This window comes from Bordetella sp. MIP270_01_BMS (genome assembly GCF_054958705.1).
Genome location: NZ_CM143297.1, coordinates 591395 through 615592 on the forward strand (window position 1 = coordinate 591395; position 24198 = coordinate 615592).

Below are 24198 nucleotides of genomic sequence, written 5' to 3' on the forward strand. Positions count from 1 at the left end.
AAGTACTCGCGTATCAATCGTTTGCCGACAGCCGCCACAGGCGGTAAGGCTGGTCGGGATGCAGCGTGACGTCACGCCATTTGCCATGCCAGCGCTCGTGGTTGCCGTCCAGCAAGTCGTCAGCGTGCAGATGGCCGTCGTCGGGTTGGTCGAACAACCAGAAGGGCGCTTCGATACGAGCTTCATGGGCGCGATGCGGATCCAGGTTGATCGCGACCAGTACGACGTTGCCTCGGCACGGCGTGGCTTTCCAGAAACACAGCACGTGCTCGCTGCCGGCATCGATGGCGTGAAACCCGCGATGGGTCTGCAGGGCGGGATTCGCCCGGCGTACCGCGTTCAGGCGCGCGATCTGCGCAACGATGTTGCCCGGCGCGTGCCAGTCGCGCTGGCGCAGCTGGTATTTCTCGGAATCCAGGTATTCCTCTTTGCCCGGCACCGGCTGGAACTCGCATAGCTCGAAACCGCTGTACACGCCCCACAGACCCGAGGTGGTGGCAGCCAGGGCTGCGCGTATCAGGAAGCCCGGCCTTCCGGAGGTCTGCAGGAAGTACGGGTTGATGTCCGGCGTATTGACGAAAAAGTGCGGCCGGAAGAAGTCGGCCACGGGGGGAGTGGAGACTTCGCGCAGGTACTCGGTCAGTTCGCGACGCGTGTTGCGCCAGGTGAAATACGTGTATGACTGCGTGAAGCCGACTTTGGCTAGCCGGTACATCATCTTGGGCCGCGTGAAGGCCTCGGACAGGAAAATCACATCCGGGTGGCGGCCCTGAACCTCGCCGATCAGCCATTCCCAGAAAGGCAGCGGCTTGGTGTGGGGATTGTCGACCCGGAAAATGCGCACGCCGTGGCTTACCCAGAACAGCACCACGTCGCGCAAGGCCAGCCACAGTGCCGATTTGCGGGCGCGGCGACCGCTGCCGGCATAGAACGAAACGTTGACGATGTCCTCGTACTTCTTGGGCGGATTCTCGGCATAGCGTATCGTGCCGTCGGCCCGGCGCTCGAACCATTCGGGATGGCGTGCCAGCCAGGGGTGGTCGGGCGAGCACTGAATGGCAAAATCCAGCGCGAGTTCCATGCCGTGCCGACGCGTCTGTTCGACCAGCCGCAGGAAGTCGTCCAGGCTGCCCAGTTCGGGATGGATAGCATCGTGCCCACCCTCGGCCGCGCCTATCGCATAGGGGCTGCCCACGTCGCCTTCCACACTTTTGAGGCTGTTGTTGGGCCCCTTGCGGTGCGCCCTCCCGATGGGATGGATGGGCGGGAAGTACAGCACGTCGAATCCCATATCCCTGATATCGGGCAGGCGGGCGATCACGTCGTCGAAGGTGCCATGGCGGCCCGGCTCGACGGCCTGCGAACGCGGGAACAGCTCGTACCAGCTGGCATAGCAGGCTGCGCGCCGGTCGACCCATAAAGGGTAGGCGGAGGGGCTGACGTAATGGAATGGCTTGTCGCTGAGCGCATGCATTGCCTGCGCCAGCGGTTCACCCAGCAGTGCCAGGGCCGGATCGTCCTGCTTGCCGCCCAAGGCCTGCAACGCGGCGTTGAGGGGATCCAGCAATGTGTCGTCGGCAGACTGGTCGCGGCCGCGCGCGAGGGCGTCCTTCAGCAGCACGGCGCCGTCCTGCAGGTCGGCGGCGAGCGGCTGACCGGCATCGCGTTTTTTGACCAGATCGGCTCGAAAGGTCTGCCAGGTGTCGCGCCAGGCGCTGATGATGAACTCGTGGCGCCCGATGCGATACGGCCGGATGTCGGCTTCCCAGCGGTCATTGGGCAGGGCACGCATGGGCTCGGCGTGCCAGGTCGACTCGTCTGCGGCGCGCCACAGCACTTCAGCCGTCAACTTCTCGTGGCCGTCGGTGTAGATATCGGCCTGGATGGACACCGTCTCCTGCGCGACGCATTTGGCGGGATACAGCCCGCCATCCACGGCAGGGGCAACGTTCTCGACGACAATGCGCCCGCCGCGCTGCGCCCTGGCCCCTGGGCGACGCCCCGCTGCCGGCGCCTGAACCGGAGCGCCAGCGCGGATGATGAAGGCGGCGACGCCGCCGGGCGCCAGGTCATCGCCCTGAATCCGCAGCGCCTCAGGCACAGTGTCATACTCGGGCGTGCCGGCGGGCAACAGGGACCCTGCATGGCGCCAGTCTATCCGTGCGCCGGCACGACTCGACGGGTTGACCAGCAGTACCCGCGCGCCGGGCGACGCGTTTCCTGTCCAGGCGTCATGGTGTACCAGCACGGTGCACTGGCCATTCAGGCCAGGCGCGACACGCAGCGCGCCGGCCGGGGGCAGCTCGCCCAGCCAGGCATTGACCATGGCATACAGCTGCTGGCGGTCGGCCAGGCCACCCGCAAGGAGGATACCGTCGCCGCTCACCGCCGCCGCCCACAGGCCGCGTATCAATAAATCCTGCTGCGCGTCGTCGGGCAACTCAGGCGGCATGGCAATAACAGGCGCCACCGCACTCAGTCGATCGTGTTCTTCCGCCAGCCAGGGCGAGCGGTAATCCCACCACGGCAGCGAGGAGAAAACCGCGTCGAAGCCGGCTGTGCGCAAGGCTTTCAACTGAAGCGGATCGAGCCCGGGCGTCCAGGCGAGGAACCGGCATTCCGGAAATGCCGCGCGCAGCGGGCCCAGCAGGGCCTGCCAGTCGCCAGGCAGGATGCGTTGGGGCGCGTCTATCCGGTAGCCAGCCAGCCCCGCGTCGAGCCACGCGGCCAGGCGTTCACGCCAGGTATCCAGGAGCCCGGTCGGCAGCGGGCCGTCACGCAGATAGCGGATGCCACGCTGGCTGAGTGCGCTACGCGGGTCGCGCGCGGGGTCGTCTGCAGGGGCCTGATACCAGTCCGGATGCTGTCGTTGCTCCGGACAGTCTGCGGCGACGCGGTCGAGCACCAGGTCCATGTACACCACGAGGCCATGCCGGCCCGCGCCTTCAGCAAGACGCTTCAGCAGGTCCGTCATCGTGCCCTCGGGCGCGATGCGCGGGTCCGGACGGTCGGGGTCGCGCGGCGCCGGCCACTTCGAGGCGCCGACGGCGCGTTGCCATTGCGGCTCGATCAGCAAGCCGTTGAAACCGGCCTGGCGCGCCTGTGCGCACAAGGCGTCCCACCCCTGCGCCTGCGGTCCAAGCTCTGGCGCGCTGGCGTAGTAAAGGCGCAGAGGGGGCTGCACGCCCCCGGCAGAGGCGGCGTTGAAGCCAGAAGGACGCGTACTGCTCTCCATGCGCATAGCCCTCAGTACGCAACAGGCACGGCCATGCCGTCCAGCGGCCGGCCGACATAGGCGGGGACGGGCGCCGGGCGCAACGCAGGGGCGGGCACCTGGCCGCGCCGCGTGTTGCCTACCAGGCTGTCGAACAGCTCGAGATAAGGCTTGACCGCCGATGCCCAACCGAAATCGCATTCCATCCCGTTGCGCCGCATGCGTTGCCAGACCGCGGGCTGTGCGTAAAGGCGCAAAGCCCGCGCGATGGCGCGATCCATGTCCTCGGGGCGATCGCCGTCGAAAAGAATGCCCGTCGCGGTCATCATCGCGTCGCCTGCGTCATCCGTGCCAGGGTCGACGATCGTGTCGACCATGCCGCCCACACGCGACCCTATCGGCACGGCGCCATAGCGCATCGCGTACAAAGGGGTCAGGCCGAACGGCTCGAACCGGCTGCCGTGCAGCAGCATGTCGGCGCCCGCGTGCAAACGATGCGCAGTGGCCTCGTCGTAGCCTATCCGCACCGCGCAACGGCCGGGGAACGCAGACGCGATATTCGTCAGCGCCTGCTCGAAGCGGGGGTCTCCGCAACCGATCACGGCGACCTGCAGCTCGGGATGTCGTTCAAGCGCCAGTGGCAGGGCCTGGACCGCCACATCCGCCATCTTCTGTTCGGTCAGCCGGCTTCCCATGGCGAGCACCGCAGCGCCCGATTCGACTTGCAAGCCGAACGACTTCTGCAGTGCGGCCTTGGCGCGGGCCTTCTTGGAAGGATTGCGTGCGCTGTAGCAAAGATGGCCCAGGTGGGTATCGGTGGCCGGATTCCACAGGCTGTCGTCTATGCCATTTGGTATTGCCACCAGGTCGTCGGCGCGGGCGCGCAGCAGGGAGTCCAGTCCACATCCGAATTCGGGGGTCAGGATTTCGCGGGCGTAATTGCGGCTCACGGTGGTGATGCGGTCCGCATAGCGCAGGCCTGCCTTCAGGAAGCTGAGCTGGTCATAGAAGCGCGCGCCGTCGTCGGTGCAGTAGCTTTCAGGTACGCCCAGTTCCCGGGCGCACGCCAGCGGAAAAACCCCCTGGAACGCCAGGTTGTGCACGGTCAGTATGGTCTTCACGTAACGAAGCCCGGCCGCCCGAACCAGCAGGGGCACCAGGCCGGCATGCCAGTCCTGTGCATGCAGGATATCGGGCGGGCGTACGCCTGGAAGTCCGCCCGCAATGCGGGTCGCGGCGTGCGCCAATGCGGCGAAACGCAGGGAGTTGTCGGCGTAGGGCTGTCCATGTTCGTCCAGGTACAGGCCGGGGCGGTCATAAAGCGCGTCGTTACGTAACAGGTAGACCGGCAGGCCGGATTCCGGGCACAACGCCGCCAGCAGCGTGGCCTCACCGCCGGGCATGCCTGCGAGGTGGGCGACGTGGCGCACCCCGACGACGCGGTCGAGGACCCCGCGGTACGCTGGCATCAACAGGCTGACTTCGGTGCCGGCCTGGCCCAGCGCTCGAGCCAGGCCCGTTACCGCATCGCCCAATCCGCCGCTTTTGGCCAGGGGATACGCTTCGGATGTCACCATCAAGCTTCTTGTTCGCGCCATGACTGCTCCCATGCGAGGGTCATATGTTTCAGGGGAAACGGGCCCTGACGAAGGCCCGGCGCCCAGTACGCAAACAGCGTGCCCAATTGGCGATTGAATGGGCGCGGACTTCCGGCGCCCCAAAACGGTGCGGCCGCCCGCCAGCGTGCATTGGTTGCGGCGTGCCGGATGACCCGGCGCATTCGCATGGCTGCGGCATGTTCGCGGTGTCCGCCTGGTCAGGTTCAGACGGGGCGCGCCATGGCCAGCGACGTCGGGCCGGAGGCCGCGGCCGACATGTCGCGAGACACTCGTATCCGCCGTTCGGGCACCGCGAATGCGATGTCGGCATCGCCCAGTTCGCGCAGCAGCCCCAGATTGATCTGTTGCTGAATATCCATATATCGGTTGTAGTCGGCGCTCATGACGTAATACACCGACTCGAACACCAGCCCGCTTTCTCCGAAACTGGCCAGGTGCGCCCGGTCAAAGCGCGTATCTGGTGCAGCCTCGATCTGGCGCCGCACGATATCGGGCACCGCGGCCACCTGATCGGCCGGGGTGCGGTAAGACAGTGTGAAGCCGAAGACGATGCGCCGTTGTTGCATGCGCTTGTAATTTTGGATGGTCTGCTTGAGCAGTTCAGTGTTGGAACAGACGATCTGTTCGCCGCCCAGACTGCGGATGCGGGTGGTCTTCAGGCCGATGTGCTCGATGCTTCCGGCGACGGACCCAAAGACGATGAAATCCCCCACCTCGAAGGGCTTGTCCAGCCCGATGGAAATCGAGGCGAACAGATCGCTCAGGATGGTCTGTACCGCCAGCGCGACGGCAACGCCGCCTATGCCCAGGCTGGCCACCAGCGCGGTGATGTTGACGCCCAGGTTATCGAGCATGGCCAGGATGACCATAGTCCACAATACGATGCGCAGCAGCAGCGCCATGAGCATGGCGGTGACGGCGCGGCCGCCTACCCGGCCGACCAGGGCGCGCACCAGGCCGACCGACACGGCGCGATCCAGCCATAGGGCAACCTGCAGCGCCGCCAGGACGAACCAGAGATGTGAAGCCGCCACCGACCACGCCGCGATCACGCCGCTGATGCGCGCCGCCAGGAGCACGGCAATCAGGAAGAGGATCAGCCAGCTGGTGCGCGCCAGGATCTCAAGCGTGGCCGAAATGGCTGGCCGGGGTCCGGCCTGCAGGCGATTCTGCATCCGCGCCCTGACCATGCCCAATACCAGGCGCATCGCCAACAGCAGTATGGCCGCCAGCAAGACCGTCAGTGCCCACGCCCAGAGGGGGCTGCCGGCCAGGGAGTAGTGGGTCAGGTCATGTAGAAACACGCGCATCCTCCGCCAACAAAAGTTGGCGGGGAAGGTCGCAAGTCACATACCTGCCGCGCGGCGGGACGCCACCGTCAGCGCGTATCGCCCGGGCTGGAGCCAGAATCGGCGCCATAGGCGCCCAGCCGGTTGTACAGCGTCTTCAGGCTGACACCCAGTGTTGCCGCCGCGAGATGCTTGTCGCCGCCATGGTGTTCCAGCGTCGCGAGAATCAGGTCGCGTTGCGCTTCGCTCAAGGGGGTGCCCACCGGAAAGCACAGAGTCCCGTCGCGCACTTCAGGGGTGGAACCGCGCGTCCCGCGGCGAGGGATCTCGGCTTCGATCACGCTGTCCGACATGATGAACGATCGCTGCACGACATTGCGCAGTTCGCGCACGTTTCCGGGCCAATCGTAGCTGGCCAGCAGATCCAGCATGCGCGGCGAGAAACGCTTGTGCGTCTGGTGAGCCTGGTTCAATTCATCGAGGAACCGCTGCGCCAGGATGCGTACGTCGCCTTCGCGCTCACGCAGGGGAGGGACGCGCAGGGGAATCACGAGCAGGCGATGCAGGAAGTCCTGGCGCAATTCACCGCGTTCGACGGCGGCCATGGGGTCGCGATTGGTAGCGCACACGATCCGGACATCGGTGTGGAGCAGTTCGCTGCCGCCCACGCGCTGATAAGTACCCGTTTCCAGCACCCGCAGGAACTGCACCTGCAAGGCGTCGGACATTTCGGTGACCTCGTCCAGGAACAGGGTGCCGCCGCCGGCGGATTCGAAATAGCCCGCAGACTGCGCGAGCGCCCCGGTAAAGCTGCCTTTCTCGTGCCCAAACAGTTGCGCGTGCACCAGAGAACTGCTGATGGCGCCGCAATTCACTGCGATGAACGGCTTGCTGCTGCGTTCACTGGCCTCGTGTATGGCGCGCGCCACCATTTCTTTGCCGGTGCCGCTTTCGCCGGTGATGAAGACGGTGGCGTCGCTGCGGGCGGCGCGCAGGACTTGCGCGCCGAAGTCCCGCATCAGCGCGCACATGCCGGCGAACGCCTCTTCCGATAAGGGTGTCGAGCCCGCAGGCTGACGCGCTGGCGCGGGCGAAATGGCCTGCATAATTTCCCCCGGTATTTAATAGGGCCGGAGCCCGATGGATGGATTGGACTGGATCATACGGCAGGCGATTATCGGATTTGCAACCATGTGCAAACATTGGCAAACGTTGGTGGAAGACACCCCGGTCAGCGCGCCGCAACTTACGCGCCCGCGGTATGCTCCACAGCTATGATAGACCGGCCACGATGAGCCGGCGCCCGACCCTGAAACGGAGTAACGATGCCACATTTGCTTGTGCTGGACGATGATGCGGCAGTGCGCGAAGTTCTGGCCGAAATAGGCCGCGAGCACGGTTTTTCGGTTGCGCAGGCCGCCACCATGAAAGATGCCGTCATTCAGCTGCAGCGCCAGCAGCCCGACCTGGTGCTGACCGACGTGCGCCTGCCGGGTTCAAGCGGCATGGAAATCTTCGGGCGCATGCCGAACTCAGATGCCGAAGTGGTCGTCATCACGGGCCATGGCAGCATGGACAACGCCGTCGAGGCGTTGCGGCTGGGCGCCACCGATTATCTGGTGAAGCCCGTATGCATGGATCGGCTCTCCGAGATCATGACGCGCGTGGCGTCCAATTGCGGATCGGCGGTGGACACAGGGCCCTTCCAGGAGCCCGGCCGATTCGGCAAGCTGCTGGGTCAATCCGAAACCATGGAGCGCCTTTACACGCAGCTGGCCCGGGTCGCCGCCACGGACGTCACCACTTTTCTCATTGGCGAAAGCGGCACCGGCAAGGAACTGGCCGCCCATGCCATTCATGAGCTGAGCAACCGGCGCAACAAGCCCTTCATCGCAGTCAACTGCGGCGCCATTTCGCCGCACCTGATCGAGAGCGAACTGTTCGGGCATGAGCGCGGCAGTTTCACCGGCGCCGACCGGCAGCACAAAGGCTACTTCGAACGCGCCGATTCAGGCACGCTGTTCCTGGACGAGGTCACCGAAATGCCGCTGGACCTGCAGGTGAAGCTGCTGCGGGTCCTGGAAACCGGGCGATTCATGCGGGTGGGCACACACCGCGAAGTCGCGTGCGACATCCGCGTCGTGGCCGCAACCAACCGCAGCCCCGAACAGGCGATCCAGGAAGGGAAGCTGCGCGAGGACCTGTACTACCGCCTGAGCGTGTTTCCCGTGGAGTTGCCGCCCCTGCGCGAACGCGGCACCGACATTCTGTTCCTGGCAGACCGGTTCCTGGCGGCGCTCAATGAGAAGTACGGCGAAAACAAGCGCTTTTCAGATCAGGCGCGCCAGGCCATTTATGAATATGCCTGGCCCGGCAATGTGCGCGAGCTGAAGAACTTTGTGCGGCGTGCCTACATTCTGGCCGAAGACGGCCTCCTGGCCGCGGATGCCTTGCAGCCGCAAATCGCGCCGGACGGGGGCAACCAGAGCGCACGTGTCACGGTTCCGCTGGGCATCACGCTCGCAGAAGCCGACCGCCGCCTGATACTCGCCACGCTCGAGCGCTGCGGCGGCGTCAAGAAGCAGACGGCCGCCGTATTGGGGATCAGCGCCAAGACGCTGTACAACCGCCTGGAAGAGTATGCGCGCGCCGGGCATATTGTCCTGACCGACGAAGGCAAGCCGCCCGCCGAACTCTAGGCGCCCGCCGACAGGCATGGCGCTTGCTGTGTCTGCGTTCATAGAACCCGTCTATGGACACAGACATGCAAGACACCGTATCGGATTTCCTACTGTCACGCCTGGCGCAATGGGGCATCAAGCGCGTCTTCGGGTATCCGGGGGACGGCATCAACGGCCTGATCGGCGCATTCGGCCGCAACAGCGAACTCGAGTTTGTCCAGGCGCGTCACGAGGAAATGGCGGCTTTCATGGCATGCGGGCATGCCAAATTTACCGGCCAGGTTGGCGTCTGCATGGCAACCTCCGGGCCGGGCGCCATTCATCTGCTGAATGGGCTGTACGACGCAAAGCTGGATCACCAGCCCGTGGTGGCGTTGGTGGGGCAGCAGGCGCGCAGCGCGCTGGGTGGTGACTATCAGCAGGAAGTCGACCTCGTCAGCCTTTTCAAGGACGTGGCCCACGATTTCGTGCACGTGGCATCGACCCCCATGCAGGCGCGCCACCTGATCGACCGGGCGATCCGAATCGCGCTTGAGCGCCGGGCCGTCACTTGCCTGATCCTGCCAAACGATGTGCAGGACTTGCCGGCCATACCCACGCCGCCGCGAGAGCACGGCACGGTGCACACCGGTATTGGCGTGACCTCGCACGCCGGGGTACCGGGCGAGACCGCGCTGCTGAATGCAGCGGATATTCTCAACAAGGGCGAGCGCGTCGCCATTCTGGCGGGCGCGGGCGCCGCTGCGGCCGGCGAAGAGCTGGTTGAAGTGGCCGATCTGCTGGGCGCAGGCATCGCGAAGGCATTGCTGGGCAAGTCGGCGGTGCCTGACGACCAGGCATGCGTCACGGGCTCGATCGGCCTGCTGGGTACGCAGGCAAGCTGGCGCATGATGAACGATTGCGATACGTTGCTGATGGTGGGCACGGCGTTCCCATACAGTGAATTCCTGCCGGCCGAGGGGCAGGCGCGTGCGGTGCAGATAGACCGCGACGGCCGCATGATCAGCTTGCGCTACCCGGTCGAGCAGGGACTCGTCGGCGACAGCAAGGCCACGTTGCGCGCGCTGATTCCCATGTTGAAGCGCAAAGCCTCTCGCCGTTGGCGCGAAAAAATCGAGAAAGACGTGACGCAGTGGTGGCAGACGGTCGAGGCCCGCTCCATGGTGTCGGCCAAGCCCATGAATCCGCAGCGGCCGTTCTGGGAATTGTCGCCGCGCTTGCCGGAGCGCAGCATCGTGACGTGCGATTCCGGCTCTGCCGCCGCGTGGTATGCGCAAAGTCTGCGCTTGCGCGAGGGCATGATGGGTTCTCTATCGGGGGGGCTGGCCACAATGGGTTGTGCGGTGCCTTATGCGCTCGCAGCCAAGCTGGCTCACCCGGATCGGCCCGTTGTGGCGCTGGTGGGCGATGGCGCCATGCAGATGAGCGGCATCAACGAACTGATCACCATAGCCCATCGCTGGCGCGATTGGGCCGATCCGACGCTGGTGGTGATGGTGCTGAACAATGGCGACCTGAATATGGTGACCTGGGAACAGCGCATGGCGGGCGACCCGCGCTTCGAGGCTTCACAGTGCCTGCCGCCGTTTGCCTATGCGGATTTCGCCCGGATGCTTGGGCTGGAAGGGATACGGGTTGACGACCCCGACCAGGTTGGGCCGGCGTGGGATGAGGCGCTCGCCGCCGGCCGCCCGGTGCTGCTCGAAATGGTCACTGACCCGGAAGTCCCGGCCATCCCGCCGCATGTGCCGCTGAAGCAGGTGCAGGCCTATCTGAAGGCGCTGCGGCAGGACGCCGCAGGTGGCGCCGCATTGCGCGCGACGATCAAGCAATGGTGGGCCGGCTGACGTGATTTATCGCCGTTCCCATCGCTAATTTGAAGGAGTCATCCATGATCTATACCCCCCATCCCATGCCCGCCTACGACCGCCGCATGCATACGCCCATGCCGACGGACCCTGTGCAAGACCCGCCGCGCAACCCGGACGAAGTGCCGCAGCCGACACCCGAACGGCAGCCTTACCCGCCTGACAGTATTCCGGATCCGATGCCGGGCGTCGATCCGCAACAGACCCCGGGTATAGACCACTATCAGGATGAGGCCTTCGAGGCCGCCTGGCGCCGCATCACGCGGGAACTCTGATGCCGCGTGAGCGCGAGGGCCGGGCGATGTACGCTGACCGCGAGGCGGCAACCCAGGCCGTCGCCATGGTGCTGCCCATGATTGAGGCTGGGCTGTCCGACAGCCGCATCGGCGAGAGCGGGTTCCTGCACATTGTCGTGATGGACCCGGCCGCCAACAGTGCAGTCGACCCCTTCGAAACCGCCATACTCTACGAGCATAGCGTGGGGGATCGTTCCGCCTGGGACGCCGATTATGCGGCATATGCCCGCTCGAAGGCCGCGATTTCCTGGCGCACCGGACTGCCCAGCCAGGTCGTATGCGAGTCGCGCCCGCATCTGCTGCGCGCGCAGGACGGCACCGTGTGGGGCAGTGCGTGTGTCGATGGCATCGTGGTCGGCGTGAGTGGCGCGAACCCCTGGTTCGATGAGGCCTACGCCGGCGCCATTGCCTATGCACTCAAGGCGGTAGCCCAGGCCCGCAGCCGTCTGCCGGAATGACAGCACCGGTCGGCCACGGCCTCTCAGCCGGGCGGGCACGCTGCTTGCGTGCCCGCTGACCAGCGCCGGTGTCATCGGCGATCTTTACAAGGAGGTCTACATGAGCATGCTTAACCACGACAACCACGAGTCCACGCAGCGCATCAAGGGCGGTCTGCGCGACATGGTGGCCGGCGTCGAAGACTTGTTGCGCGCCACGGCTTCGTACAGCGGCGCGGAAGTCGAAGCCACTCGCGACCGGCTGAAGCGGCAGCTCGAGGTGGCCCGCGAGCAGGCGAAAGACTGGGAAAGCTCCGCCGTGGGACGTTACCGGCAAGTTTCATCGGCCGCCGACGGCTATGTGCACGATCATGCCTGGAAGACAGCGGGCCTGGCCATACTGGTGGGCATCGCGATCGGGGCCTGCCTGGCCTCCGACCACTGGCGCCGCTGAGCCCGGTCGCTTAGTTCTGAGCGGGCGAGGGGGCGACGCGCTCCCGCCCCGTCGTTCCCATGCCTGATGCGAACAGCGCAAGGCGCGCCCGCCGCGAAGTCAACCGCAGCATTCTTCAGGCGCTATGGAAGCACCGCCGACGCACCGCGTTGGCGGTGTTTTTGTTGGTGGTGGCCAAACTGCTGATGGTGGCGGTGCCGGCTGTGCTCAAGCGCATCGTCGATGCGCTCAGCAGCCCTGACGCCATCCTGGTTGTACCGGTTTTTTTGCTGCTGGGGTACGCCTTGCTGCGCTTTGGGGGCAGCCTGTTCACCGAATTGCGCGACGTGGTCTTCGTTCGTGTCACCCAGATGGCCGTCGCGGATTTCCGGGTGCGCATGTTCGAACATCTGCATCGCCTGGGGGCACGGTTCCACGGCACGCGGCAGACTGGGGTGATGGCTCGGGACGTTGAACGCGGCACCGCCGGTGTGGGGTTCCTGCTGGGTACAGCCTTGTTCACCCTGCTGCCCACCCTGGTGGAAATTGTGTCGGTGGTGATCATTCTGGTGGCCGGATACAGCCTGTGGTTCGCGGTCATCGTGCTGGCAACTTTCGTCGCGTACGCGATCGTGACCACCGTGCTGACCGAGAAGCGCGCGCCGCTGCAGAGGCAGATCAATGGGCTGGATTCGCAGGCCAGTGGCCGCATGGTGGACAGCCTGCTGAACTACGAGGCAGTGAAACTCTATGCGAACGAAAGTCTTGAATCCCAAAGGCTGTCGAGCATCCTCAACCAGTGGGTGGGGCTGGGCATCATCAACCAGCGTTCGCTTTCCGTACTGCACATTTCACAAAGCGGCATTATTGCGTTCGGGGTGGCAGGCGTGATGCTCCTGGCCGGCCAGCAGGTCGTGAATCTGCGCATGACGGTGGGCGACCTCGTGCTGGTCAACGCCTATATCATCCAGATATGCCTGCCGTTGAATACGCTGGGCCTGATCTTCCGACAGGCGAAAGAGGCATTCATCAACGCAGAACGCGTCGGCGCGCTGTTGCAGATTCCCCCCGAGGTCCCGGACGAGCACGGCATGCCGGCGTTGCAGGTGCGCGAGGGAATCGTTAGATTCGAAAACGTGAGTTTCGGATACGAGCCAGGACGGCAGATTCTATGGAATGTCGACTTCAGCATTCCGGCCGGCGCCACGGTAGCCGTGGTGGGCGGCAGCGGCTCCGGCAAATCGACACTGGGCCGGCTGCTGTTTCGGCTCTACGATCCGGACAGCGGCAGGGTGTCGATCGACGGCCAGGATTTACGCGCCGTCGATCCCGCGAGCCTGCGGCGCGCGCTGGGAATCGTGCCGCAGGATACGCTGCTGTTTGACGAAACCATTGCGTACAACATTGCTTACAGCGATCCAGGTGCGTCGCGCCAGGCCGTCATAGCAGCCGCGCGCGGCGCACGCGTGGATGAGTTCATCGCCAGCCTGCCTGCGGCTTACGACACGCGCGTCGGTGAACGGGGAGTCAAGTTGTCCGGCGGTGAACGCCAGCGCATCGCCATTGCCCGTGCTTTGCTGAAGAATCCCCCCATTCTCGTTTTCGACGAGGCGACTTCTGCACTCGATACGCGGACGGAGCGCGCGATCCAGGCAGAACTGACGCGCATTTCGCAGGGGCGCACCACGCTGGTCATCGCCCATAGGCTCTCGACCATCGTGGACGCCGATCTCATTCTCGTCATGGATCATGGGCGAGTGGTGGAGCAGGGAACCCACCAAGCGCTGCTGGCGCAACAGGGCATGTACGCCCAGATGTGGAACCTGCAACGTCAGCAGAATGCGCTGGAGGCCGCGACGACGCGCCTGAGTCGGCAGCCGGTCAACCTGGTGGCCATGGTGGCCGGAGTGATGGATGCCGCCCGACCGCTGCTGGCTGCCAAGGGGGTGAACCTGTACACCCAGATAGGCAACGATTCCGCGCGCATTACAGGGGATCCCAGCGCCCTGCAGCATCTCATCTGGACGCTCTACGCCCATGCCGTGGCGGTGACTCCGCCCGGGGGCCGTATTGAACTGCGCCTCACCCGCGCGGGGCCGACGACCCGGCTGAGTATCGCGGACGAGCGGGCGCCCTCGGACGACGCCGTGGCCCAGGCCCACATGGTCGAACAGCCCGAGGTGCTGCGCAGTATGGCGGCCATCGACCCGGCCCAGAACCAGGCCGAGGCGGAGCGGCTGGGCGGCACGTTGCACTGGGTCGCCGCTCCGACCGGCGGCATGGTCTATACGCTCGAGTTTCCCGTTCGGGCCGTGGATGAAGTGCCCGCCGCAGTGGTCGAGGCCACGGGCGTCGACCTGTCCGGTGTCGAAATCATGGTCGCGGATGACCAGCCCGACGCGCGCGATCTGGTGGCCGAAGTGCTGGCCGACCGGGGCGCAAAGGTGCGTACCTGCGGCAGCGGGGCTGAAGTATTGGCTGCCTTGGCCCAGCCTGGTGACAGTTGGCCCGACCTATTGGTCTGCGATATCTCGCTGGGCGACCTGGAAGGCTATGAGGTGATCGGGCGCATACGCGCCCTGGAGGCAGAACGCGGCGCCCGCCTGGCGGCGCGCCTGCCCGCAATCGCACTGTCGGGGCACGCAGGGCCTGAAGATCGTTTGCGCGCGCTGCTGGCCGGGTTTCAGATTCATGTGGCCAAACCCGTGGATCCGCGGGAATTGCTCGCGACGGTGGCGGCGATGGTCCGTACCCCACGGCTGCCCTAGCCATCCCGCATTCTTACTGCTGCGTGTAAGTTTTCCCGCCGCTCGCGCGGGCAGAGCTCGGGTCTCCCGCCCGATCGGCACAGTGATTGCTTGCCCTGTAGGTTCCGGCAGGGATGGATCCTCCGCCGTGCCGACGATATCACGCAGGGAGACGAGCCATGCAACATTCCAACAGGCCTACGCAACGTTATGACGCGGACGAGGAAAATCGAGGCCGCGACGACTGGGGCGGGGAAAGCGACGACGCCCGTCGATACCGCCGTGAACATTACACCCGGCAAAGCGGGCGCTGGGGCGGCGACGAACCGTCGTACGGCCGCCAGTACGGCGAACGCCCGGAGGATTCGGTAGGCGGGGGCAACCCCAATTATCGAGGCCCGCAATACGAGCAGGGTGGCCAGTACCCGGGCACGCGGGAGACCGGCCCCAACGAAAACCTGCGCAGCCGCAGCGCCGATCCCGGCCAGAGCAGCTACGGCGGGTTTCGTGGCGAGGACACGCGCCACCAGCGCCAGCAGTTTCACTACGGCGACGAGCGCTCCGATGAGCGCCATGGCCACTCCGGACAGCGCTGGGGGGAAGACCGCTATCGCGGCGCGAACGATACCGCGTTGCAACGCTCCCAGCGCATTTCGCCCAAGGGATATGTGCGCTCGGATGACCGTATACGCGAGGACGTCTGCGAACGCCTGAGCCACAGCGGTTTGGACGTCAGTGACGTATCCGTGCAAGTGAGCGACGGCACGGTGACCCTCGAAGGCACTGTGCCCAGCCGCCGCGTGAAACATGCCATCGAAGATTGCGTGGATGACTGCCTGGGTGTGAAGGATATCCAGAACCAGGTCCGTGTCGGCGGCACCAGTCATCCTGACAACACGCGCATGCAATGAGTGGCCTCGCCACTCGAAGGAGCTGACATGAACAGCAACACCGGGGGGCAGAGCCCCCAGTCCAGCGAAACCCGTATCATCGGCAAGGGGCGCGCAACGGCCGACGGCCCAGGCCCGGAGGTCATGGCAGCGGACACGCTGACGGGCAACGACGTGTTCAACACCGCCAATGAAAAGCTGGGAACGATCCAGCACATCATGCTCGACGTACCGCACGGGCGCGTGGCCTACGCCGTGCTCTCGCATGGGGGGGTACTGGGCGTCGGCGACAAGCTTTACGCCGTGCCCTGGAGCGCCCTGGTGCTGGACACCGATCGCAAATGCTTTGTACTGGACGTTGCCAAGGACAGGCTGAAGAACGCGCAGGGCTTCGACAAGGACCACTGGCCCAGCATGGGCGACCGGCAATGGGCCCAGGAACTCTACGAATATTACGACCAACCTCCGTACTGGTAACGCTGCAGTCGCCGAGCAGAGTGGCGGGCGCCCTGCGCCCGCAATTTTCATTGATACACGGAGAAGCGTGATGAGGGAAAACGAAAGTCTGGCGGGCCGCGTCGTGTTAGTGACGGGCGGCGGCAGCGGGTTGGGCACGGCGATATGCAAGATGCTGGGCGAAGAGGGCGCGAGCGTCGTGGTGGCCGACCTGCATGAGGGGCGTGCGCGTGAAGCCGCCCAGCGGATCGCCGACAGCGGGGCGCTGGCGAGCGCCGTGACGATGGACGTGGGCGACGCAACACAGGTGGCCGCGGCACTGGACATGGCCATCGAACGCTACGGCAAGCTCGATGCCGTCATCAACAACGCAGGAATCGACGTCACGGCTTCGATCGACGACCTCGAGGTGAGGGACTGGGAGCGCGTGCTGCGCACCAATCTCACTGGTCCATTTCTGTTGGCCAAGTTGGCCAAGAACCGCCTGGCGCCGCGCGGCCATATCGTGAACATTGCGTCGACGGCTGCCCGCCGCGCGTGGCCCAACGCCAGCGCTTATCACGCCTCGAAGTGGGGCCTCATGGGCTTGTCCCACGCCCTGCACGCCGAACTGCGCGGCATGGGTCTGAAGGTCAGCGCGGTGATCGCGGGGGGCATGCGCACTCCGTTCCTGCTGGAACGCTTTCCCGACATCGACGCGAGCTGCCTGCAAGACCCCGAAAACGTCGCCCGCGCCGTGCGCTTCGTGCTGACTCAGCCCGACGAGACGGTGGTTCCAGAAGTCATGGTTCTGCCCATGAAGGAAACCTCGTGGCCCTGACGCCCGCAATCTTTCTCGACAAGGATGGCACCTTGCTGGCCGACGTGCCGTATAACGTCGATCCGTCGCGGATGCGATTCGCAGAGGGTGCGCTGGCGGGCCTAAGGATGCTTGCCGCATCCGGATGGCCGCTGGTGGTGATCAGCAATCAGCCGGGGGTGGCGCTCGGCTACTTCGAGCCCCATGCGCTGGGCGCCGTGGAGCAACGCCTGCGCGAAATGTTCGTCACGGCCGGGGCGACGATGAGCGGATTCTATTGGTGTCCGCACCACCCGGCGGGCAGGGTGGCACGATACTCATGCACGTGTGCGTGCCGCAAGCCCATGCCAGGTCTGCTTGTGCAGGCTGCCAGTGAGCGCGGAATCGACCTGGGGCGTTCCTGGTTCATCGGGGATATTCTCGACGACGTCGAGGCGGGCAATCGGGCGGGCTGCAGCACCCTGTTGCTGGACGTGGGCAACGAGACGCTATGGCAGCGCGGCCCCTGGCGCACGCCGACCGCGCGAGCCGCGAACCTCGCCGCTGCCGCACGCCTGGTGCTGGAGCCGGGGCGGCGCAGCGCACGGGAGGCGGCATGAGCGCCGCCGGGTGGACCCGTGCGCGCCGCATCCTGTGCGTGCGGCTCGACAATCTCGGTGACGTCATCATGACGACCCCGGCGTTGCGGGCGTTGAAAGCGTTACCCGGACGGCCCAGCCTGACGCTGTTGGCCAGCTCTTCCGGGGCGGCCGCGGCGGAGTTCCTGCCGGACGTCGATGAGGTGCTCCGTTACGACGCCGCCTGGGTAAAGAACGATTCGACGGGCAACCGGCAAGACCTCGACGCAGTGCAACAACTGCGGTCGCGAGGCTTCGATGCCGCGGTGATTTTCACGGTGTACAGCCAGAGCGCGCTTCCCGCGGCGCTGCTGTGCCACTTGGCCGGCATACCTCGCGTTCTGGCCCACAGCCGTGAAAACCCGTACCGCTTGCTCACCGACTGGATCCGCGAGCAGGAACCCGAGCAGGGCGTGCGTCACGAGGTCCAGCGTCAGCTGGACCTCGTAGCGACGGTCGGCGCGCGCGCGCCGGATACGGCGATGCGCTGGCAGGTACGGCGTGTCGATCGCGAGAGACTGCGAGCGCGCCTGAAAGCGGCCGGGGTGGACGATGAGGGGGGGTGGATAGCCGTGCATCCGGGTGCCAGCGCGGCTTCCCGGCGCTACCCGCTTGAGCTGTACGCCCGATCGATAGCCGCGATGCGCCATGAAGGCCGCAGGATCGTCGTTCTTGGCACCGAGGCCGAGCGCGGCCTGAATGGCGCGCTGGCGGCGCAGCATCCGCGGGTGCCTGGGTTGATCGATCTCAGCGGAGAACTCGCGCTGGGCGAACTTGCCGCGGCCATCGAAAGCGCGGCGGTGCTGGTGTGCAACAACAGCGGCCCCGCGCACATCGCTGCGGCTCTGGGGGTGCCGGTGGTCGACCTGTACGCCCTGACCAACCCACAGCACACCCCCTGGCAGGTGCGACACAAGCTGCTTTATCACGACGTGCCCTGCAAATACTGCTACCGCAGCGTATGTCCGGAGGGCCACCACGCCTGCCTGGCAAGGGTCGAGCCGGAGCGCGTGGCGGCCGCGGCCCGCGAATTGCTTGCCTCGGGTGTCCCTGCGCTGCTGCCGGGTGCCGCGGCGTGCAGTGAGGAAATCTAAAGGAAATCCGATGTACACCCTGGGAATCAATGCCGCTTTTCATGATTGTTCCGCGGCCCTGGTGCGCGACGGCGTTGTGCTGGCGGCGGCCGAAGAAGAGCGCTTCACGCGCATCAAGCATGGCAAGCGGCCTGTGCCGTTTTCTACCTGGCAGTTGCCGTACCACGCCATTGATTACTGCCTGGCCGAGGCGGACATCGTCCTGCGTGATGTCGACCACATTGTTTATGCCTTCGACCCTGCGCTTTTGCCCGACCCGCCGCAGCATGACGGCCAGATCGTTCTGCCCCTCGAACCGTCCCGCTCCACCGACCGCGCTTATGAGGGCTCTCCCTGGGATCCGCTCTTCACGTCGTACGTGCAGAATGCGCCACGCCAACTGCTGGATGGCGCGCCCCATCATCTGAAGGCGCGTTTCGAGGGCCTCTCGCTGGACGACATCCTGTCTCGCTGGATGTATCTGGACCATCACTTGAGCCATGAGGCGAGCGCATTCCTGGCGTCCCCCTTCGACGAGACGGCAGTGCTGACCCTGGATGGCCGCGGCGAGCGTGCGAGCACGAGCTATGGCGTGTACCGCGACGGCAAGTACACCCGGCTGAAACAGATTGAACTGCCGCATTCCCTGGGCTTGCTCTATGAGGATATGACGCGCTATCTGGGCTTCCTGCACTCGTCGGACGAGTACAAGGTGATGGCGCTCGCTTCCTACGGAGAGCCCGAGTTCCTGCCTCAGATGAGAGAGATCGTCCGTCTGGACGAGGCAGGTGGGTATCGCATTGAACCTGCCCGGCTCGCGGAACGATTCGGCCCCGCACGCCGCCGGGGCGAGCCCTTCGACGACCACCACAAGAATCTGGCCAGCACGCTGCAGTACGTGCTGGAGGAAGCCGCGCTGCACATGGCGCGATGGCTGCATCGCGAATCCGGGGCCAGCCATCTCTCGATGGCCGGTGGCGTGGCGTTGAACTGTGTCATGAACGCGCGCATCAGCCGGGACGGTCCTTTCGACGGGGTGTGGGTGCAACCCGCCGCCGGAGATTCCGGCACGTCGCTGGGGGCAGCCTTGTATGTGGACCAGCAACGCCGGGGTAACGCCCGCCGCTGGGTCATGGAGCATGCCTACCTGGGCCCCGCCTATGACGACGATAAGATCGAACGGTTTCTGGAACGCTCGCGCCTGTCGTTCCGCAAGCTCGACAATGTGGCCGAAGAAGCCGCCGAACTGCTCGCCCAAGAAAAGATACTGGGGTGGTTCCAGGGACGGATGGAATTCGGACCGCGCGCCCTGGGCGCGCGTTCCATCCTGGCGTCTCCGCTGAATAACGCCATGCAGGCGCGGTTGAACGAACTGAAAGACCGGGAGGATTTCCGCCCGGTGGCGCCCGTCGTGATGCAGGAAAAGGCGCCCGAATGGTTCGACGCGCGTGGCGAGAATCCTTTATGCGCGCCGTTCATGCTGTTCGTGTATGACGTATTGCAGCACCGTGCGACGCAGATTCCAGCCGTGCGTCACATCGACGGAACGGCCCGGGTCCAGACGGTGCGGCGCGACCAGAATGAACGCTATTACGACCTGCTCGCCGCCTTCGAGCGGCGCACCGGCGTGCCGGTATTGGTGAACACCTCGTTCAATACGCGCGGCGAACCTGTGGTGTGCACGCCCCGCGACGCGATCGAATGCTTCTGGACGTCGCCGCTGGACGCCCTGGTGATCGGATCGTATCTGCTGGAGAAGCCGCGATGATGACCACCGGGCCATCGGTGTTGATGTCCGTGGTCGTACCGACCCGCGGGCGCCGCGATTTGCTGCAACGTTGTCTGCAGGCGTTGGTCGCGCAGGACTTTCCGGGGCGTTCGTTCGAGATCATTGTGTGCGACGACGGCGCCGAGGACGCCACGCGCGCGCAGGTGATGGCCTTCGACGCGCCCGAGGGGCAGGGGCCGCGGGTGCGCTACCTGGCGGCCAAGGATACGCAGGGGCCGGCCGCGGCGCGCAATCTCGGATGGCGTGCCGCGCAAGCGGGAATAATCGCCTTTACCGACGACGATACGATTCCCGCGGCCGACTGGCTCTGGCAGGGCATGCTTGCCCTTCGGCCCGGCGTACATGCCGCAGCGGGCGCCACCGAAATGCCGATTCCCGATGTGCCCACCGATTATGAACGCGACGCCGCCGGCCTGACTCGTGCAGAGTTCATCACGGCGAATTGCTTTGTACGGCGAGCCGCGCTCGAAGCGGTGGGAGGGTTCGACACGCGCTACACCATGGCGTGGCGCGAGGATTCGGATCTGTATTTCGCCTTGCTGGAACACGGTATGGTCATTGTGCGCACGCCTCATGCGCGGGTGTTGCATCCCGTGCGGCCCGCCGCATTCGCCGCCGGCCTGGGCATGCAGAAGAAGGTGATGTTCGACGTGCTGCTGTACAGCAAGTACCCCCAGATGTACCGCAGCCGCATCCGGCGCGGGCCTCCCTGGTTCTATCTGTCCGGCGTATTGTCGCTCGTCGCAGCCGTATCGGCTGGGGTCGCCGGCCACCGCCAGGCCGCGGCCGCCTTCGCGACCGTGTGGCTGGGCATGACGATTTATTTTTTCTTGAGCCGCGCTCGCGGCGTATCGCATCGACCTGTTCATCTGGCCGATCTGGCACTCACCTCGGTGTTCATTCCCATTCTTTCCATCTCATGGCGACTGGTCGGCATGAGCCGCTTCGGATTGCGATTCCCATGAAGATAACCGGGCCGTCCAGCAGCGCAACGCCGCGCATCGCGGTATTCCGCGCCTTGCAGTTGGGTGACATGCTTTGCGCCGTGCCGGCGCTGCGCGCCCTGCGCCAGGCTTTCCCGGCGGCGCACATCACTCTCGTGGGCCTGCCGAACGCGCGCGATTTTGTCCGGCGTTTCGACCGGTACATCGATGAGTTGCTCGAGTTCCCCGGAACGGCGAACTTCCCTGAGCAGGCGGCGCGCGAACAGGCGCTGCCCGCGTTTTACGCGCAGGCTCACGCGAGGCGTTTCGATGTGGCGCTGCAGATGCACGGCAGTGGAAAACATTCGAATGATATCGTTCGGTGCCTGGGTACGCGTCAATGGGCGGGCTTCGTGCCCACGCCGGCCGAGGCAGTGCCGGGCAGCCGCATGCCCTGGCCGGATCGCATGCCCGAGCCGCTCCGGTACCTGTCGTTGTTGCGCTTCCTTGGACTCCCGGCGATCGACTCCAGCCTGGAACTTCCCGTCACCCAGCAGGAGGAGGCCGGCGCGGCGCGGCTGCAGCGGCAGGAAAACCTGGACCCGCAGCGGACGCTCGTGATGCATGTCGGCGCCAGGCTGCCATCTCGGCGTTGGCCCGTAGCCCGATTCGCGGAGGTCGCCAACGCACTGGCCGCGCAAGGCTGGCAGATTGCGCTGACCGGCACTGCGGACGAGGCAGCACTGGTCGCCGCAGCATGGCGCGATAGTGGCATGCGCGCCTCGAACCTATGCGGGCGCACGACGCTGGGCGAGCTGGCGGCACTGGTGCGACGCAGTCGCCTGGTGGTCTGCAACGACACCGGAATGTCGCACGTGGCGGCAGCGATGCGCACGCCGAGCGTGGTGATCGCCTCTGGCAGCGACGTACGGCGGTGGGCGCCGCTGGACAGCCGGCGCCACAGCGTCATGGCCGTCAATCTGCCTTGCAGGCCCTGCAGTCACGAGATCTGCCCCATCGGCCATCCCTGCGCGCTGGGGGTGTCGGCAGAAGCCGTGATCTCACGCGTGCAGCGTCATCTCGAAGAGCCCCATCATGTTGCGACCTGATCAGGCCGCAGGAGCGCGGCGCCTGCGCATCCTTGTATGGCACGTGCACGGCAATTACCTGTACGCGCTGACACACGCGCCACACGACTTTTATGTCCCTCAGAAAGACGACGGCCGCCCGGGGTACGGTCCGTTGGGCCGCAAGATCCCATGGGGCCCGAATGTGCACGCCGTGGAGGCCAGGCACGTGCGCAACCTGGAATTCGATCTGGTCATCTACCAGTCGGGGCCCAATCTGGCGGACGCCCCCCAGCTGCTGACGCAGGCGCAAAGAAGGCTGCCGTGCGCCTATATCGAGCACAATCCGCCAGCGCCGCTGGCCGCCGAAACGGTCCATCCCTTCCGACATGATCGCGGCCTGCTGGTCCACGTGACCCACCACAATGCGGTGATGTGGGATGCCGCAGGCATGCCGCATCAGGTGGTCGAGCACGGCCTTCCGGATCCCGGCCCGCTGTATCGCGGCGACCTGGCGCGAGGCATTGTCGTGATCAATCACCTGGCTCGCCGCGGCCGGAGGGTGGGAGCCGACCTGTATGCACAGGCGGCTGCCAGACTGCCACTGGATCTGATCGGCATGGGTTCGGAAGAAGCAGGGGGCCTGGGCGAGGTGCCAAACATGGAGGTCGCGCCGTTCATTGCGCGTTACCGGTTTTTTTTCAGCCCGGTGCGCTACGCCAGCCTTGGCCTGTCCCTGGTAGAGGCCATGCTCTGCGGCCTGCCGGTGGTCGGCTTCGCGGCGACGGAGTTGCCCTGCGTCATTACCAGCGGCCATGACGGGTACGTGGACAGCCGGCCCGAGCGACTGCATGAGGTGGCGCGGCAGTTGCTGTCCGAACCGGACCTGGCCCGCACATGGGGCCAGGAAGCGCGTCGTACCGCATTGCGCCGGTTTGCGCTGGCCCGGTTCACCGACGACTGGAATCGCGTGTTCGCCACGCTGACGGAGACATCATGAAAGACGGCACGACCACGGCGCGACGGGCCCTGGTGGCAGGCGGCGCGGGTTTTCTGGGCTCGCACCTGTGCCGACGTCTGCTGCTGGACGGCTGGGACGTGCTCTGCGTCGACAATTTCTATACCGGTCGAGCGGAGAATCTTTCTGGCCTTGCAGCCCACCCGGGGCTGACGGTGCTGCGCCAGGATATCTCGCTTGCCTTGCCGGCCGATATCCGCGTCGACCGCATTTACAACCTGGCCTGCCCGGCGTCGCCGGTGCATTACCAGGCGGACCCGGTCGCCACCCTGCGCACCTGCTTGCAGGGATCGATCCAGCTGCTGGACCTGGCAGTGCGTACCGGCGCGCGCATACTGCAGGCCTCGACCAGCGAGGTTTACGGCGACCCCCTCGAGCACCCGCAGCGCGAGGCGTACTGGGGCCACGTCAATCCCGTGGGTCCTCGGTCTTGCTACGACGAAGGCAAGCGTTGCGCCGAAACCCTGTTCACCGAGTACGGCCACCGCCGTGGCGTCACGGTAAAGATCGCGCGCATTTTCAACACGTATGGGCCCAACATGGCCGCAGACGATGGGCGCGTCGTCTCTAACTTCATCGTGCAGGCATTGGCCGGGAAGGCGCTGACGATTTATGGAGACGGCGGGCAGACGCGGTCATTCTGCTATGTAGACGATCTGGTGGACGCGCTCGTACGGCTGATGGAAAGCCCCGCTGAACTGAGCCAGCCCGTGAACCTGGGAAATCCGACGGAGATCACCGTGCGGGGCATGGCGGAGCTGGTGCGCGAGCTGACTGGCAGCCGTGCGCCACTGCAGTTCAGCGAATTGCCGCAGGATGACCCCATGCAACGATGCCCGGATATCACGCTGGCCCGTCAACGCCTGGGCTGGGAACCATCCACGACATTGGCCACCGGTCTCGAGCGCACCATCGATTACTTCCGGCGACGGCCTTTCTTGCCCGAGGCTGCGGCCGCCGCCGTTGCTGCGCAGTAGAAGGA

The 24198-nt window shown here is 65.5% G+C and carries 20 protein-coding genes; 16 read left to right on the forward strand and 4 right to left on the reverse strand.

Going from position 1 to position 24198, the window contains the following annotated elements:
- Positions 1-13: 13 nt before the first annotated feature.
- From ACV17W_RS02685 to ACV17W_RS02700, 4 genes are all read right to left on the reverse strand, one after another.
- Positions 14-3235 (reverse strand): maltotransferase domain-containing protein, encoded by a 3222-nt coding sequence (locus tag ACV17W_RS02685; protein ID WP_462594921.1) that lies wholly within the window; start codon positions 3233-3235, stop codon positions 14-16.
- Between the two features lie 11 nt (positions 3236-3246).
- On the reverse strand, positions 3247-4812 hold the full coding sequence (gene glgA, locus ACV17W_RS02690) for a glycogen synthase GlgA (RefSeq protein WP_462594922.1): 1566 nt from the start codon (positions 4810-4812) through the stop codon (positions 3247-3249).
- A gap of 224 nt (positions 4813-5036) precedes the next feature.
- Complete coding sequence (locus ACV17W_RS02695; protein ID WP_462594923.1) at positions 5037-6143, reverse strand: mechanosensitive ion channel family protein; 1107 nt, start codon at positions 6141-6143, stop codon at positions 5037-5039.
- 68 nt (positions 6144-6211) lie between these two features.
- Positions 6212-7141: a sigma-54 interaction domain-containing protein gene (locus ACV17W_RS02700; RefSeq protein ID WP_462596438.1), complete on the reverse strand. Its 930-nt coding sequence runs from the start codon at positions 7139-7141 to the stop codon at positions 6212-6214.
- A gap of 306 nt (positions 7142-7447) precedes the next feature.
- On the opposite strand from ACV17W_RS02700, the gene ACV17W_RS02705 reads away from it, so the two are divergent.
- The 16 genes from ACV17W_RS02705 (at position 7448) to ACV17W_RS02780 (ending at position 24193) form a co-directional block, all read left to right on the forward strand.
- A complete protein-coding gene (locus ACV17W_RS02705) occupies positions 7448-8821 on the forward strand; it encodes a sigma-54-dependent transcriptional regulator (RefSeq protein ID WP_462594924.1) in 1374 nt (457 codons plus the stop codon).
- A gap of 65 nt (positions 8822-8886) precedes the next feature.
- Complete coding sequence (locus tag ACV17W_RS02710) at positions 8887-10650, forward strand: thiamine pyrophosphate-requiring protein (protein ID WP_462594925.1); 1764 nt, start codon at positions 8887-8889, stop codon at positions 10648-10650.
- Between the two features lie 44 nt (positions 10651-10694).
- Positions 10695-10946 (forward strand): hypothetical protein, encoded by a 252-nt coding sequence (locus ACV17W_RS02715; protein ID WP_462594926.1) that lies wholly within the window; start codon positions 10695-10697, stop codon positions 10944-10946.
- Positions 10946-11425, forward strand: a complete 480-nt coding sequence (locus tag ACV17W_RS02720; RefSeq protein WP_462594927.1) for a hypothetical protein — start codon at positions 10946-10948, stop codon at positions 11423-11425. The genes ACV17W_RS02715 and ACV17W_RS02720 overlap by 1 nt, the downstream gene beginning before the upstream one ends.
- Before the next feature lie 100 nt (positions 11426-11525).
- Complete coding sequence (locus tag ACV17W_RS02725; RefSeq protein WP_462594928.1) at positions 11526-11858, forward strand: ElaB/YgaM/YqjD family protein; 333 nt, start codon at positions 11526-11528, stop codon at positions 11856-11858.
- Between the two features lie 59 nt (positions 11859-11917).
- Entirely contained in the window at positions 11918-14605 is a 2688-nt protein-coding gene (locus ACV17W_RS02730) for an ATP-binding cassette domain-containing protein (protein ID WP_462594929.1), read from the forward strand.
- Between the two features lie 158 nt (positions 14606-14763).
- Entirely contained in the window at positions 14764-15495 is a 732-nt protein-coding gene (locus tag ACV17W_RS02735) for a BON domain-containing protein (protein ID WP_462594930.1), read from the forward strand.
- A gap of 27 nt (positions 15496-15522) precedes the next feature.
- Positions 15523-15951 (forward strand): PRC-barrel domain-containing protein, encoded by a 429-nt coding sequence (locus ACV17W_RS02740; protein ID WP_462594931.1) that lies wholly within the window; start codon positions 15523-15525, stop codon positions 15949-15951.
- A gap of 70 nt (positions 15952-16021) precedes the next feature.
- Complete coding sequence (locus ACV17W_RS02745; RefSeq protein WP_462594932.1) at positions 16022-16750, forward strand: SDR family oxidoreductase; 729 nt, start codon at positions 16022-16024, stop codon at positions 16748-16750.
- A complete protein-coding gene (locus tag ACV17W_RS02750) occupies positions 16741-17328 on the forward strand; it encodes a D-glycero-alpha-D-manno-heptose-1,7-bisphosphate 7-phosphatase (RefSeq protein ID WP_462594933.1) in 588 nt (195 codons plus the stop codon). Before ACV17W_RS02745 ends, ACV17W_RS02750 begins: the two co-directional genes overlap by 10 nt.
- Entirely contained in the window at positions 17325-18440 is a 1116-nt protein-coding gene (locus tag ACV17W_RS02755; RefSeq protein WP_462594934.1) for a glycosyltransferase family 9 protein, read from the forward strand. Before ACV17W_RS02750 ends, ACV17W_RS02755 begins: the two co-directional genes overlap by 4 nt.
- 10 nt (positions 18441-18450) lie before the next feature.
- A complete protein-coding gene (locus ACV17W_RS02760) occupies positions 18451-20187 on the forward strand; it encodes a carbamoyltransferase family protein (RefSeq protein WP_462594935.1) in 1737 nt (578 codons plus the stop codon).
- Positions 20184-21173, forward strand: a complete 990-nt coding sequence (locus ACV17W_RS02765; RefSeq protein WP_462594936.1) for a glycosyltransferase family 2 protein — start codon at positions 20184-20186, stop codon at positions 21171-21173. Before ACV17W_RS02760 ends, ACV17W_RS02765 begins: the two co-directional genes overlap by 4 nt.
- Positions 21170-22240: a glycosyltransferase family 9 protein gene (locus tag ACV17W_RS02770; protein ID WP_462594937.1), complete on the forward strand. Its 1071-nt coding sequence runs from the start codon at positions 21170-21172 to the stop codon at positions 22238-22240. The genes ACV17W_RS02765 and ACV17W_RS02770 overlap by 4 nt, the downstream gene beginning before the upstream one ends.
- On the forward strand, positions 22227-23198 hold the full coding sequence (locus tag ACV17W_RS02775) for a glycosyltransferase (RefSeq protein ID WP_462594938.1): 972 nt from the start codon (positions 22227-22229) through the stop codon (positions 23196-23198). Before ACV17W_RS02770 ends, ACV17W_RS02775 begins: the two co-directional genes overlap by 14 nt.
- On the forward strand, positions 23195-24193 hold the full coding sequence (locus tag ACV17W_RS02780) for a UDP-glucuronic acid decarboxylase family protein (RefSeq protein WP_462594939.1): 999 nt from the start codon (positions 23195-23197) through the stop codon (positions 24191-24193). Before ACV17W_RS02775 ends, ACV17W_RS02780 begins: the two co-directional genes overlap by 4 nt.
- The last annotated feature ends 5 nt before the right edge of the window (positions 24194-24198 follow it).